The sequence below is a fragment of the Porphyromonas sp. COT-108 OH1349 genome, from assembly GCF_000768755.1.
In the GTDB taxonomy this organism is placed as follows: Bacteria; Bacteroidota; Bacteroidia; order Bacteroidales; family Porphyromonadaceae; genus Porphyromonas_A; species Porphyromonas_A canoris.
In genome coordinates this window covers 90,132-105,840 of record NZ_JRAH01000034.1, presented here as the reverse complement: position 1 = coordinate 105,840, position 15,709 = coordinate 90,132, and the positions used below count along the sequence as shown (strand labels likewise).

General features: G+C 41.8%; 9 protein-coding genes. 4 read left to right on the top strand and 5 right to left on the bottom strand.

Features of this window, described 5'->3' with window-relative positions:
• Window positions 1–886 precede the first annotated feature (886 nt).
• From JT26_RS08275 to glgP, 5 genes are all read right to left on the bottom strand, one after another.
• Window positions 887–1,072: a hypothetical protein gene (locus tag JT26_RS08275; protein WP_036788783.1), complete on the bottom strand. Its 186-nt coding sequence runs from the start codon at window positions 1,070–1,072 to the stop codon at window positions 887–889.
• Window positions 1,073–1,094: 22 nt separating this feature from the next.
• Window positions 1,095–2,606, bottom strand: a complete 1,512-nt coding sequence (locus JT26_RS10275; protein ID WP_160217650.1) for an Ig-like domain-containing protein — start codon at window positions 2,604–2,606, stop codon at window positions 1,095–1,097.
• A gap of 523 nt (window positions 2,607–3,129) precedes the next feature.
• On the bottom strand, window positions 3,130–4,464 hold the full coding sequence (gene gdhA / locus JT26_RS08265) for an NADP-specific glutamate dehydrogenase (protein WP_036788781.1): 1,335 nt from the start codon (window positions 4,462–4,464) through the stop codon (window positions 3,130–3,132).
• Between the two features lie 221 nt (window positions 4,465–4,685).
• Window positions 4,686–6,674, bottom strand: a complete 1,989-nt coding sequence (locus JT26_RS08260; RefSeq protein ID WP_036848744.1) for a glucosamine-6-phosphate deaminase — start codon at window positions 6,672–6,674, stop codon at window positions 4,686–4,688.
• Window positions 6,675–6,711: 37 nt separating this feature from the next.
• Window positions 6,712–9,294: an alpha-glucan family phosphorylase gene (gene glgP / locus JT26_RS08255; protein ID WP_036848740.1), complete on the bottom strand. Its 2,583-nt coding sequence runs from the start codon at window positions 9,292–9,294 to the stop codon at window positions 6,712–6,714.
• Between the two features lie 409 nt (window positions 9,295–9,703).
• Between glgP and typA the strand changes: the two genes are divergently transcribed.
• Genes typA through folD form a run of 4 tightly spaced genes read left to right on the top strand, consistent with a single transcriptional unit; the run spans window position 9,704 to window position 15,682 of the window.
• Complete coding sequence (gene typA / locus JT26_RS08250) at window positions 9,704–11,512, top strand: translational GTPase TypA (protein WP_036848737.1); 1,809 nt, start codon at window positions 9,704–9,706, stop codon at window positions 11,510–11,512.
• Window positions 11,499–13,328, top strand: coding sequence for a glycosyltransferase (locus JT26_RS10485; protein ID WP_160217649.1), 1,830 nt, complete (start codon window positions 11,499–11,501; stop codon window positions 13,326–13,328). Before typA ends, JT26_RS10485 begins: the two co-directional genes overlap by 14 nt.
• Window positions 13,329–13,378: 50 nt before the next feature.
• The gene (gene ffh / locus JT26_RS08240) at window positions 13,379–14,716 is read left to right on the top strand and encodes a signal recognition particle protein (protein ID WP_036848734.1); all 1,338 of its coding nucleotides are present in this window, start codon (window positions 13,379–13,381) and stop codon (window positions 14,714–14,716) included.
• Window positions 14,717–14,773: 57 nt separating this feature from the next.
• A complete protein-coding gene (gene folD / locus JT26_RS08235) occupies window positions 14,774–15,682 on the top strand; it encodes a bifunctional methylenetetrahydrofolate dehydrogenase/methenyltetrahydrofolate cyclohydrolase FolD (RefSeq protein WP_036848731.1) in 909 nt (302 codons plus the stop codon).
• Window positions 15,683–15,709: the final 27 nt, after the last annotated feature.

Sequence of the window (15,709 nt, the reverse complement as noted above, 5' to 3'; positions counted from 1 at the left end):
TCGGATGAAAACTTATGTTCGTCCGCATAAAAAACTGACACAGTAGCAACAAAAATTTATTTTAACACCCGCGAAAAAGATTTTTTATTCCTATAAAAATAAATCTTTTATGCCAAAGAAAATACTTTTCTTACCTACGAAAATATTTTTCCTTACCTACGAAAATATTTTTCCTTACCTACGAAAATATTTTTCCTTACCTACGAAAATATTTTTCCTTACCTACGAAAAATTTTTTTCTTACCTACGAAAATTTTTTTTCTTACCTACGAAAATTTTTTTTCTTACCTACGAAAATTTTTTTTCGTGCGCACGGAAATTTTTTTTCATGCGCACGTAAATTTTTTTTCGTGCGCACGTAAATTTTTTTTCATGCGCACGAAATTTTTTTTTCGTGCGCACGGAAATTTTTTTTTATGCGCACAGAAATTTTTTTTCATGCGCACGTAAATTTTTTTTCATGCGCACGGAAATTTTTTTTCGTGCGCACAGAAATTTTTTTTCATGCGCACAGAAATTTTTTTTCGTGCGCACAGAAATTTTTTTTCGTGCGCACGGAAATTTTTTTTCATGCGCACAGAAATTTTTTTCATGCGCACAGAAAATTTTTTTCATTCGCACGAAAATTTTTTTTCGTGCGCACGGAAATTTTTTTTCATGCGCACGGAAATTTTTTTTCGTGCGCACGTAAATTTTTTTTCATGCGCACGGAAATTTTTTTTCGTGCGCACAGAATTTTTTTTCGTGCGCACAGAATTTTTTTTCGTGCCACTCTCAGGTTCCCGTTTTGGCAACACAAAAAAAGCAGTGCCGGCACTTATCGTACCGGCACTGCCTGCTTTTGTCTGAGATGTTTTATACTCCGTCCCTTCGGGATGAGCTATTATCAATCACCGGATTCGAGGTGTACCTTCCACCCCTTGTTCTCGGCTATCTTCTTGTGGCACGTGTCTGTGCCCGGATTGCCATAGAGGATGTTCTTATCTCCGTCTTGCTCCAAAGCGATGCGCGTTGCGATGCCATCCTGTGGCATGAAGGCCGGGAAGAGAGCCTTTGGATATACGCTTCTCATATTCCTCGGTTCTTTTATTTTATCACAGATCCACTATTTCAAGATCTGAAATATTTCCTTTTCCCTCTCTGGCTGCTTTCTCCAGTTTTGCTTTATAAATTTCCACTTCTGCCTGAAGCTCCGTACAGTCCCACAAAAGCTTCTCTGCAAGTTTCTTCAACTCCTTATATTCATGTTCGTAAAGAGTATCTTTCTTTGCTTCAATTGCTTGAGAGAGGGTGCTGATCTCATTTTGCAAGTTTCCTATCTTCTCCAAAAGCGGTGTGAGCAGCTTGAGTTTTTCATTTACGGTTTTATCGGACTTCTTGATGCTGTCAAATTCCGTCCTTGCCGATTCGATATTTTGCTCAATCTGTTTCGCCTTATCTCTAAGTTCTTTGTACTCATCGGTGATCTTGCTCTTGACCGTAACCTCGCAAGTAGCAGTTTTGCCACCATCTTCCGTAGTGGCGGTGATGACTACTTTACCCGGTTTATGTGTGGTTACGCGACCTTGATCGTTTACGGAAGCGATGTCGGAAGCCGAGCTGCTCCAGATTACTGTTTTATTATCAGCATCAGCAGGAAGCACGGTGGCAAAAATAATGAAGCTCTCGCCCTCGATGATGGTCTTCTTGGTCGGATTGACCGTAATGCCGGTTACTTTTACCTCTTTCTTATTAACGGTAACCTGACAAGTAGCTGTCTTGCCTCCTTCCACCGTAGTGGCTGTAATAGTGGCACTGCCCGGTTTATGTGTGGTTACGCGTCCTTGATCATTTACGGAAGCGATGTCGGAAGCCGAGCTGCTCCAAGTAACCGCCTTGTTGTCCGCATCGGCAGGAAGCACGGTGGCTGTGATGACAAACGTTTCCCCCTCTTTTACACTCTTCGCTGTCGGAGAAACGGTAATGCCTGTTACAAGAACAGGCTTGCGGCGAACGGTTACCTTACAAGTGGCTGTCTTGCCGCCATCCACAGATGTGGCTGTGATGATCGCAATGCCCTCTTTGTGAGTGGTTACTTCCCCTTTGTCATTAACGGAAGCAACGTCCGACTTGTTTGAACTAAACGTTACAGCCTTATTCGGCACATCTGCAGGGGTAAACGTAACTTGGAGTTTGAATTTCTCCCCTGCCTCCACACTCTTTTCGGTAGGAGAAACGGTAATGCCTTCCACCACCTTAATCAGTGTTACTTTTACCTCCTGACCATAAGTAGTACCAACGGAGTTCGTTGCATACGCACGAGCATAGTAGATTTTACCCGGAGTAAGGTTGCTGACGCTCACCTTGAAGCTCCCGGTACCCTGACCTCCGGAGACTTTATCATTGGAAACAGTAGGAGCAGAACTCATGGCATAACAGACACCGCGATCCGTAACTGCCGCTCCTCCATCTGCGGTAACATTTCCCTCGCAGTCGAAACTTGTTGTGGTAACAGCCGAAACCGCTCCGGTAGAAACTGTAGGTGCTTTTGCCGGCTCTTTCTGTTCTTTCTTACATCCCACAACAGACAGGGATACAACTAATAAAAGAAATAGTACTCTTTTCATAATCATAATTTTTATTGTTCTTGATTTGATAGTCAACTCTAAAAACGCATAATACCCAAGAATAATCCAACCTATATCCGGGGCATGGTTCTCATTTATTCCCTATATACCGCAAAAATACAAATATTCAAAGAAAGAGTTCCATTTTTGGGATAAATGCTAAAACAAAAAGAGATGATAGTTCATAAAACTCTCAATAAATACTTTTAGTTTCTCATATCAAGCGCAGAATGCTGCAAGTCATGGCTTGATTGTCTTAAATCACGCTTCGATCTGCACCAATTACGGCTTGGTTTATACCTCTAAACCTAATAAGCTCAATCTAAGAAAGTGTTTATCACATCTTTTATACAGGCTCAAACCAACAATTCGGCAGGGCAATGTCGATGGTATAAGATAAAAAGAAGAGAGTCTCCGAACTTTCGCTCGGAAACTCTCTATTTGTCAGAAACGATCTTTACGGGAAAGTCTGTTCCTCAATAAACAATCGTTGTATTATTTCTCAAAATGAATGTGTTCCGGATTAGATCACACCTTGTTGAATCATTGCTTCTGCAACCTTCATGAAACCTGCGATGTTGGCACCCTTAACATAGTTGATATAACCATCTTTTTCGGTACCATACTTCACACATTGCTCATGGATGTCGTTCATGATTGCTTTTAGTCTTACATCAACCTCTTCGTTAGACCAAGACAAGTGCATTGCGTTTTGAGTCATTTCAAGACCGGAAGTAGAAACACCACCTGCGTTAACAGCCTTACCAGGACCAAAGAGAATCTTCTTTTCCACAAATAGTTCTGCCGCTTCTGCTGTACAACCCATGTTAGATACTTCACATACACAAAGAGTGTTGTTTGCGATCAACTGTTGAGCATCTTCAAGGTTAAGCTCGTTTTGTGTAGCACAAGGAAGAGCGATATCCACCTTTTGTCCCCAAGGCTTTTGACCCTTGAAGAACTCTACACCAAACTTCTTAGCGTATGGTTCTACGATGTCGTTACCACTGTTGCGAAGATCCAACATGTATTCGATCTTTTCACCGGAGATTCCGTTTGGATCGTAAACATATCCGTCAGGACCGGAGATTGTAACAACCTTAGCACCGAGCTCGTCCAACTTCTTGGCAGCACCCCAAGCTACGTTACCAAAACCTGAAAGGGCAACAGTCTTACCAGCCAACTTGTGGCCATGTGTTTCCAAAACTTGGTTAAGGAAATAGATTGCACCGAAACCTGTGGACTCCGGTCTGAGGTTAGATCCGCCGAATGTAAGCCCCTTACCGGTGAATGTACCGTGATGTTGGTGAGAAAGCTTCTTGTACATTCCGTACATATAGCCTACTTCACGACCACCAACGCCGATATCACCTGCAGGAACATCTTCATCAGGACCGATGTTTCTCCAAAGTTCTGTCATGAAAGACTGGCAGAAACGCATAATTTCCGCATCAGAACGACCTTTTGGAGAGAAGTCGGCACCACCTTTACCACCACCCATAGGAAGGGTAGTAAGAGCATTCTTAAATGTTTGCTCGAAACCGAGGAACTTAAGGATGGACAAGTTCACAGATGGATGGAAACGGATACCTCCCTTATAAGGGCCGATTGCGTTGTTGAACTGTACACGATAACCGATGTTCACATGTACCTTACCTTCATCATCTACCCAGGGCACTCTGAAAGTGTAAACTCTGTCGGGTTCTACAATGCGGTCGATAATGTTGTGCTTTTCAAACTCAGGATGTTGGTTGTACACCTCTTCGATAGATTGTAGCACTTCTTTTACTGCCTGAAGAAACTCTTTTTCTCCGGGATGTCTTTTCTCGAGTCTTTCGAGGACTTCGTGGATTTTCATTACAATGTAATTTTAATAAAGTGAAAATATAAACACTTAATTAGGTAATAACCTTAATTATCTTACTCCGCAAATTTAGTACTTAATACTTTCAAAACAAACGAAATCGAAGAAAAAAATAGCTTTTATATGAAAAAGGGATCGACACCGAATGAAAAACCTGTGTCAATCCCTTTTTATCTTATCTGAAAGATCAGATATATAGCTCTAAAACTCTACCTTTAATCTACGGGGTGATACTCCACAAAGGCTTCGATAGCCTCATAAGAAGCCAAGCCCAAACGAGAGTAAAGATCTGCCGTTGCACGGTTGCGCTCTTCTGCACGTTGCCAGAAAAGTCTCTCGTCATTACCTAAGAAGGGAGCACTCTCCATTTGAGACTGATGCTTTAGAATAGAGTTTCTCTTGAAACGGACTTCTTCGGGGCTCATCGGGACAGCCATCTCGATATGGTCTATCTCCCACTCTGCCCATGCTCCTCTGTACATCCAGACCTTACATTCCTGATACCACTCTTCATGTTTCACCTGATCTATTGCAGCCAGGATGGCATCCAAGCAGACTTTATGCGTGCCATGAGGATCCGCCAAGTCTCCTGCCACAAACATCTGATGAGGTTTCACTTTGCAGATCAGCTCTTTTATAATATCGACATCGGCTTGTGTCAAGTCTCCTTTTTTGATAGCTCCTGTTTCATAGAATGGCAGATCCAAAAAGTGTACATGATCATCCTGCTCAATTCCGACAAAACGACACGCTGTTCTTGCTTCTTCTCTACGAATGGTTCCCTTCATGAAACGGACCTCCGGAGTCTCTATGGAGCCTTCTTTCTTTTCATTCAAGAGATAGTTGCGAATATCCAATGCTCTTTTCATTACAGGAGAGTCTTCCTGTCCCAAATGTTCGCAAACATTTCTTAGGTAGGATACATACCTTATAACTTCTTCATCCCCCACAGCAATATTACCGGATGTCTGATAAGCAACGTGAACATCGTGTCCCTGCACAACCAATCGGCGGAATGTTCCTCCCATGGAAATAACATCATCGTCGGGGTGAGGACTAAATACAATCACTCGCTTAGGATATGGTGTCGCACGCTCAGGTCTGTTAGAGTCATCGGCATTAGGTTTACCACCGGGCCAACCGGTTATGGTATGCTGAATATCGTTGAATATCTTGATATTGACATTGTATGCCGAGCCGAACTTGGTTATAAGTTCATTGAGCCCATGTTCTGCATAGTCCTTGTTGGTCAGCTTCAAGATCGGTTTACCGGTAAGATCACAGAGCCATACGATAGCACGACGAATAAGTTTGTCGTCCCAATCACAAGAAGTAACCAACCATGGGTGGCTGATTCGTGTAAGTTGAGAAGCAGCTTGAAGATCTACCAAAACTTTCGCTTGAGGTATCATTTGAAGCTGAGATGCCGGCAGAAGGACACTGCAATCTCCCTCTACGGTCTCTTTTATCATCTTCGCCTTATCTTCTCCAAGAGCCAAAAGGTATATCTTCTTAGCCTTAAAAATAACAGACAATCCTGCTGTGATAGCGGTTTGAGGAACTGCATCAAGAGCATTGAATGTTGTCATTGCCTCTTCTCGTGAAGTCTTATCCAAAGTTACAAGCCTTGTAATGGATGTACTCATCGCTCCGGGCATATTCAGGGCAATAGTACCTTCTCTGCCGATACCCAATATTACAAGGTCTATACCTCCGAGGTCTGCTATCTCCTGTTCGTATCTGCGGCTCTCTTTCTCTGTGCTCTCGGAAACAGAGAATGTGTCTATTGCGTGCAGATTGCCATTAGGCATATCGACATGGGCAACAAACTCTTCTCTTATTCTTGCCGAAACTCCTTGATGAACATCCGTAAGAGGATAAAATTCGTAAAGGGGGAAAATATGCAGGTTGGACAAACTTATGCCCTCTTCCTTGTGGTATTTGACAAGAAGTTCAAAGACATTGGATGGAGTATCTCCTCCCGAAACTGCAAGCACGTACGACTTGGACTTCGATTGTGCCTGCTTCAACTCTTTTACGATAGCCTTTGCGATAACCTCCGCTGCATCACCGGCTGCAGGGAAAATCTGTGTCGGAATCTTTTCGTATCGTGTGAGCAGAGACTGCTCGTAGGCATTGGTTGGTTTGTAGTATCTCTCCGGAATATGCGTTAATGCAATCTTGGAGCTTAAATTATTCCTCATATCTTTACTCGATGTTTTTATATTACGACCTTTGTTGTTAATCTATATTGACCCACCGAACCAAAGAAAAGTCCATCTTATGAGGAAGGGCAGGATGTGTGGGAAGTAGTCGAACCGCCAGTTTGTGATGTCCGGGATTTTCGGCTTCTTTTCTGATTCTATAGTGTACTTTACTTCCATTCTGCTCGACGATCTCCAGTGGTGTAACCTCTTCCAATAGAAGTTTATTCGCATCTTCCTTATCCGCTTTTACTTCTATCAGCTCAGCAAGAAGATCTCCGGCAATATCTCTTTTATCAATGTAGAGATTTACTTCAAGCATTTCTCCCACGGTTAGAGAATGATCTCCGGTACGATCATGGATGATCATACTACAATCCTCAACTTCTACCTGATCCCATTTTTCAGCAACGTCTATCTTCCACTCTACCAACTCTTTTGCAATCTTACCGGAGTCGGCAGAAATAAGCTTGAACCGCTTTGCAAGAGGATTATAGAAACGCTCAATATAATCTTGTAACATACGTCTCATCGTATAGTGAGGCAAGACGTAGTTCATGCTGTTCTTAATCCACTGTATCCACTCATCCGAGTACTCTTTTCCCTCTGCTCTGTTGTAATAGAGAGGTATGAGCTCTTCCTCAAGAATGTGATATATGGTAGCGGCATCCAACTGATCCTGATGGTGCTGATTTTGGAATGTCTTCTTATCGGTCAAAGCCCAACCCGCCTTTTCTCGGTAGCCTTCAAACCACCAGCCGTCAAGGACAGAGAAGTTCAGTACGCCATTCATAAGAGCTTTCATCCCCGATGTACCGGAAGCTTCCAATGGTCTTGTAGGAGTATTCAGCCAGACATCCACTCCGGCAATCAGCATAGAAGCGACCTGCATATCATAGTTTTCCAAAAACAAAATCTTACCGGAAAATTCCGGTCTCTTGGAAATATCAACGATATGCTTTATCAACCCTTGTCCTCCTCCATCTGCAGGGTGAGCTTTTCCCGTATATATAAATTGTACAGGCTGATCACTGTTATTGACAATCTTTGAAAGCCTATCCAAGTCTGTAAAGAGCAGATGAGCTCTCTTGTATGTTGCAAATCTTCTACCAAAACCGATCAATAGAGCTTTGGGATTGATGCTGTTTATAAGATCCACAGCCTTTGATGGATCTCCATTATTGCGCACCCAGTTGTCTCCGTAATGTTTTTGAATATAACGGATGAACTTTTGCTTTAGCTCTCTTCGTACTTTCCAAATCTCTTCATTATCGACATCTTGAATCTTATTCCAAACACTTTCTTGCTCTTGTGTATGACAGATGTCAGATGAGATTTTTTCTTCTATAAATGTCTTCCATTCCGGTTGTGTCCATGTTGGGAGGTGAACACCATTGGTAACATATCCCACATGAAGTTCTTTTGCAAAAAATCCTTTCCAAACAGGAGCGAACATCTCTTGAGAGACTTTTCCGTGAAGGAAGCTCACTCCATTGGCTTCTTGACAAGTGTTGAGAGCAAAGACACTCATGGAGAACTTCTCTCCCGAACCGGGATTTTCTCGTCCCATATCCACAAGTTCATGGAATGATATGCCAAGCCTATCGGCAAAACGCCCCATATATTTACCAAAGAGAGACTCGTCAAAATAATCGTGTCCGGCAGGTACCGGGGTATGTACCGTATAAAGAGAAGATGCTCGTACAAGCTCTAATGCTTGAAGGAATGTAAGACCCTCTTTTTCTATATAGTTGGCTAAACGTTCTGCATTTATAAAAGCAGCGTGTCCTTCATTACAGTGATAAATATCCTTCTTTATACCTAAACGGTTGAGAAGTTCTATACCACCTATACCAAGCAGATACTCCTGACGCATACGATTTTCCCAATCGCCACCATAAAGCTGGTGAGTGATTGTTCTATCCCACTCATTATTTTCTTGAATGTCTGTATCCAAAAGATAGAGTGTAATACGACCTACCGATACAGACCAAACATTAGCCATCAATGTGTGATCTAAGAATGGGATGGCGATCTGAACTTGTCTGCCATTATCATCAAATAGTTGTGTTATCGGAAGTGTATCGAAATCTTGTGGTTTGTACACTGCGACCTGCTGACCATCTGATGTTATGGTTTGATCGAAATAGCCAAAACGATATAAGAATCCGACTGCAACCAGATCTATATTGGTATCACTTGCCTCTTTGAGATAGTCTCCGGCTAAAACACCCAAACCTCCGCTATATATCTTAAGTATGTTAGTAAGACCATACTCCATGCTGAAATAAGCCACAGATGGTTTGGTATTATCGGGCTTTTCGTCAATGTATGCTCTAAACTTCGCATAAATATCTGCTATACGAGCTTGTAGAGCAGAGTCCTCCATCATCTCCTCTATTTTAGACTGAGATAAAGATTGTAAAAGCTTTACAGGATTACCAAAGTTTTCATGCCAAACAGATGGATTGAGACTCTTGAAAAGAGCTTTCGCTTCAGGATTCCAAACCCACCACAGATTGTGAGCAATTTCGTCTAACTTAGAAAGAGACTCCGGCATTTTAGAGCTTGTAAACAAGTCTTTCCACGCAGGAGCATTACATCTTTTGTTAATTATCATACTTATTTTTATCGGATATTTTATTTACAATAGTTGCGTCTATATCAGCACAGATCCCAAGACATGAATAATTCTATCTTAAAACCTCTCATCTTATGTGTTTACAACAGCGCAAACTTACAAATTTATATCGGTGTACACAAAAATATTCAATCCTAAACCGGCTCCTCATATCTTTTTGGGGAGGTTGTGTTCAAGTCGTCTCAAAGAAAGAATCTAACAACAATTCTCGCTTTGTAACAAGAAAATATCACGGATAAATACTCTGATGAGAGTAATTATTCTCTTTAGCCAAATACATTTATAATGTGCTTCTGCTCTTCTTAGATTTTCACAACTCACCATTTAGTCGTAATTTTGTATCTTATTAAACACTGAAAGGAGCCTCCCATAATTTAATAGGCAGAAGATGCAAAAAATAAGAAATATCGCAATAATTGCCCACGTCGACCATGGTAAAACTTCCTTGGTGGATCGTTTACTTCTTGCGGGCAATCTATTTAGAGAAGAGAATAAAGAGCTGGATCAGCTGTTGGATAATAATGACTTGGAACGAGAAAGAGGCATCACCATATTATCCAAAAATGTCTCTATCTCTTACAAAGGCTACAAAATAAATATCATAGACACTCCGGGGCACGCGGACTTTGGAGGTGAAGTGGAACGTGTACTCAACATGGCAGATGGTTGTTTGCTGTTGGTTGATGCTTTTGAAGGTCCTATGCCTCAGACTCGATTTGTGCTTTCAAAAGCGATAGACATGGGGCTGGTTCCAATAGTCGTGGTAAATAAAGTGGACAAACTCAACTGCAGACCGGATGAAGTACAAGATATGGTATTCGATCTTATGTTTTCACTGAATGCTTCGGAAGAACAGCTTGACTTTACGACACTATTCGGTTCTGCGAAAGAAGGCTGGATGTCTTATGATTGGAGACAACCAACTGCTTCCATTGAGCCTCTTCTAGAAGCTATCATAGAGCATATTCCTGAACCGGTGCAACTGGATGGGACAACTCAAATGCTTATTACCTCTTTGGACTACTCCAAGTATGTAGGTCGAATAGCCATAGGACGTGTACACCGAGGCTCTCTCAAGGAAGGACAAGACATAACGCTGTGCAAGAGAGATGGCAGCATGGTAAAAAGCAAAATAAAGGAACTTAACGTATTTGAAGGTCTTGGACGAAAAAAAGTGGAAGAAGTTTCCAGCGGAGATATATGTGCCGTAATTGGTATCACAGGATTTGAGATTGGAGATACTATTGCCGATTTTATTGAACCGGAACCCTTACCTACTATCGCCATTGATGAGCCTACAATGAGTATGCTATTTACAATAAACACCTCTCCCTTCTTCGGGAAGGAGGGTAAATACGTTACCTCTCGGCACATACATGACCGACTCATGAAAGAGTTGGACAAAAACCTGGCACTAAGAGTAGAGCCAACGGAAAGCGCAGACTCTTGGCTTGTTTATGGTAGAGGTGTATTGCACCTATCTGTCCTTATAGAAACAATGCGCAGAGAGGGATACGAGCTTCAGGTAGGACAGCCTCAAGTTATCATCAAAGAGATAGATGGAGAAAAATGTGAACCCATAGAAGAACTTACGATCAATCTCCCGGAAGAGCATGCCAGCAAAATCATAGATATAGTAACAAAACGAAAGGGAGAGATGCTTTCGATGGAGAACAAAAACGACAGGATATTCTTGCAGTTCTCCATCCCATCAAGAGGAATCATCGGACTCAACAACAGTGTTCTTACAGCATCAGGAGGAGAGGCTATTATGGCACATCGCTTTGTCTCTTTTGAGCCTTGGAGAGGACCGATTGAAAGACGTAATAATGGCTCAATTATTGCCCTTGAAAGTGGAACGGCTTTTGCTTATGCTCTTAACAATCTTCAGAGTAGAGGAAACTTCTTTATCTCTCCACAAGAAGAGATATATGAAGGCCAAGTAGTTGGAGAACACACCAAGGAGGGAGACCTTGTAGTGAATGTTTGTAAGACAAAAAAGCTGACCAATATGCGAGCTTCAGGAAGTGATGAAAAAGTCTCGCTTGCTCCACCGATAGTGTTCAGCCTGGAAGATGCTCTTGAATACATCAAAGCAGACGAGTATGTGGAGATCACTCCGAAAAGTATGCGTCTAAGAAAAATACTTTTATCCGAAAATGATCGAAAGCGAGCGGGTAAAAATGCTCTGGTCTGACATGGACTTTTCCGACGAAAATAAAAATAAAGTTTTGGCGATAATCGTGTTACATAACGCAAGTATGTGGCACGATTTGTCGTTCAATACCCTCCTTGATCAACCGGATATAGATCTATTTATAATAGATAACGCAAGTACGGATGATACTCCTGTGTGGCTGCAAAAGACTCCAAACATACAAAAGCGCGTATTCTCTAAAATCAATATCGGATTTGGAATGGCAAACAACCGAGGTATAGAGTATGCCATAGCTCACGGCTACAAAGGAGTTTTACTAATCAATCAGGATGCCTGTATCGCACCATCCGAAGCAAGAAAACTCATTGAAGCAGGAGAAAAAGACTCTACTTGGGGTATCATCTCGCCAATGCACTATGCAGACGAAAAGAACTTGGATAGAGGCTTCTCCAACTATATTCGTCATTGCTCGAACACTCCTTCTGAAAGTGAGATAATAGAAGTTCCCTTTATCAATGCTGCTCTTTGGTATATGCCGTATCAAACTCTTGTGAAAGTAGGAGGATTCTCTCCCCTATTTTTTATGTATGGGGAGGACAAAGATTATTGCAACAGAGTGAGATATGCCGGACTAAAAATCGGCTATCTTTCTTCTGCCAAAGGCTATCATCTCCGACCTCAACAAGAGGATATACCAATGGAAAAAAGACGAACGTTGGAATGCACTTATCATCTCACAGAGTGGATGAATCCCGGCGACTCTTCTTTCAAGTCTCTAAGAAAAGGACCAATAAATTTATTTATAAAAGCCCTTTTAAGAAAACATGGACTTTCTCTTACAGAGGTTAATAATCTATGGAAAAAACGACATGAAATAGCTCTTTGGAAAGAAAGGCCTGCCATAAATATTGATTCTATTTGCAGGACTCTACCAAACGAGAAAAGCTTTCTTGCTCCTGTTTTACTTTTTGTCTATAACAGACCGGAACACACCAAACAGGTTATCAGCTCTTTACTTGCCCAAGCAGAAGCACCATATACCGACCTTATCATCTTTTGTGATGGTGCAAAAAACGAACAGGACAAGACCAAAGTAGAAGAGATTTGGAATATAGTAGAGAATATTGACGGATTTAAGAGTAAAACCATATATAAACAATCCGAAAACATTGGATTGGCAAAGAGTATCATCGCTGGAGTTACACAGACGCTTCAATCATATACAGCTGTCATAGTGTTGGAAGATGACTTAATATTGTCTCCCTACTTTTTAAGATGGATGAACGATGCTTTGGATAGGTATTCTTCCGTAGAAGAAGTAGCTCATATCTATGGATGCAACTATTTCCAAACGAAAGGCGGCAATCCCAACGGAGACTTCCTGTGCTTTGTGGGGTCTTGGGGATGGGGAACTTGGCAAAGAGCTTGGAAGAAATATGCCGAGTGGAATGGGGAAAAACTTCTTCATGAGATTAAGAAACGTGGTCTTAAAAGGAGGTTCGACTTTAATAATTCCTATCCCTATACTCGAATGCTAAAAAGACAGGTAGCGGGAGAAAATAACTCTTGGGCCATACGCTGGAATGCCTCTCTGTTTTTACAAAATAAACTATCACTTACAGCAGGGAGATCTCTTGTGAACAATATTGGTTTTGATGGTTCCGGAACTCATTGCGGACAAGACTCCCTATATGGTAGCACTCTTGTTCCTTACCCTCTGTATGCAGAGACTCCTCCACAAGAAGTAAAAGAGAATCCGATATTCCGTAAAAAATTGGAGCGCTACTATCGTAAAACCAACTCTATACCTGCAAAAACGTGGCGGAGGATACGAAAGTTTTCGCTAATTTTGTGAGCATAAAACTTCAGCAGATAATACAAATACGCAAATAACTATACAGCAAGATGTTTAATAATCTTTCAGATAGACTCGAAAGGTCGTTCAAAATACTTAAAGGGGAAGGCAAAATAACGGAACTCAATGTAGCCGAAACGTTGAAAGACGTGAGACGAGCTCTTTTAGAAGCAGACGTTAACTTTAAGGTTGCGAAAGACTTTACCAATAAAGTAAAGGAGAAAGCCCTTGGACAAAATGTGCTAACCTCTATCAAGCCCGGTCAGCTCATGGTAAAGATTGTCCATGATGAGTTGGCAGAGCTTATGGGGGGATCTGCTGAGGATATAAACCTAAGTGGAAATCCTTCTGTGATATTGATGTCCGGCTTGCAGGGTTCCGGTAAGACAACATTTACCGGGAAGTTGGGTAACTATCTGAAGGTCAAGCAGCACAAGAAACCTCTGCTTGCGGCATGTGACGTTTACAGACCTGCTGCGATAGAACAACTTCATGTATTGGGTGAACAACTGAATATCCCTGTTTATAGTGAAAAGGAGAACAAAAATCCTATCGCTATTGCGAAGAATGCTATACAAAAGGCTAAGGAAGAAGGCTGTGATATCGTCATCATAGACACAGCAGGACGATTGGCTGTAGACGAGGTTATGATGAATGAGATAGCATCCATTAAAGAGGCGATTCGTCCGGATGAAATTCTCTTCGTTGTAGATGCAATGACAGGACAAGATGCCGTTAATACTGCAAAAGAGTTTAACGACAGACTTGACTTCAACGGCGTTGTGCTCACAAAACTCGATGGTGATACTCGAGGTGGAGCTGCGATATCCATTCGAAGCGTTGTTACTAAGCCCATCAAATTTATCGGTACGGGAGAAAAGCCTGAAGCCATAGATGTGTTCCACCCAAGCCGTATGGCAGACCGTATCTTGGGCATGGGAGACGTTATCTCTTTGGTTGAGCGTGCTCAGGAACAGTTTGACGAAGAGCAGGCAAAAAAGCTTCATAAAAAGCTAGCGAAGAACCAGTTTGACTTTAATGATTTCCTCGAACAGATTGCCCAAATTAAAAAGATGGGAAATCTAAAAGACTTGATTGGCATGATTCCAGGTATGGGTAAGGCTATCAAGGATCTGGATATTGACGATGATGCTTTCAAAGGAGTGGAATCCATTATATATTCTATGACTCCTGAAGAGAGGTCCAATCCCAATATCATCAATGGATCAAGACGGAAACGTATTGCTGCGGGCTCGGGTCGCTCTATACAAGAGATAAATAATCTTTTGAAACAGTTTGAGCAAACTCGTAAAGTCATGCACATGATGACCAATTCAGGAGCCGGACAACTAGCGAAATTAGCAGGAGGTTTACGCTCCAAACGTTAGGCTTGAGGACAAACTTTTTGAAATTATCAACACCAACTATTGACTACAAAACAAACAATGGAAAGTACCAATCTTGATACAAACAAATACCAAATTCTGAGCGGCAAAGAAGCATCGACTCACTTCAAAGATGAAATAAGAAAAGAGGTTGAAGCCTTCGTTACCCAAGGAGAAAGAGCACCACGCTTGGCTGCCATACTAGTGGGACATGATGGTGGCAGTGAGACCTATGTGGCCTCTAAGATGAAGACCTGTGAGGAGGTAGGATTCAAATCCTCCTTAATCAGATATGAAGAAGACATCACCGAGGAAGAGCTCTTAAAAGCGATACAGTCTCTGAATGAAGATGATGAGCTTGATGGCTTTATCGTTCAGATGCCTCTTCCTAAACATATAGATGAACAAAAAGTAATAGAAGCGGTAGATCCAAGAAAGGACGTGGATGGATTTCATCCTGAAAACGTGGGAAAGATGAGTATAGGTTTAGAGACATTTGTCTCAGCCACTCCTCTTGGTATCATTTCTCTTCTGAAGTACTACAATATCTCTACCAGAGGGAAGCATTGTGTGGTTGTAGGTCGCAGCAATATCGTAGGGAAACCGATGGCTAACTTACTACTATACAAAGGAGAACAAGGAGATGCCACTGTTACCATATGTCACAGTAGAACCCCCAATATCGCAGAGATCACCAGACAAGCAGATATCCTTATTGCGGCAGTAGGTATTCCGGAATACATCAAAGGTGACATGGTAAAAGATGGAGTCATTGTTATAGATGTCGGTACTACAAGAGTCCCGGACAGCAGCAAAAAAAGCGGTTTCAGACTATCCGGAGATGTCAAGTTTGATGAGGTTGCCCCAAAAGCCTCTTATATTACTCCGGTACCGGGAGGAGTAGGTCCGATGACAATATGCTCTCTTATGCAGAATACCTTAAAAGCTGCAAAACAAAGAAAGAAATAGGTCCTATTATAGATATTGGCTCTTAAG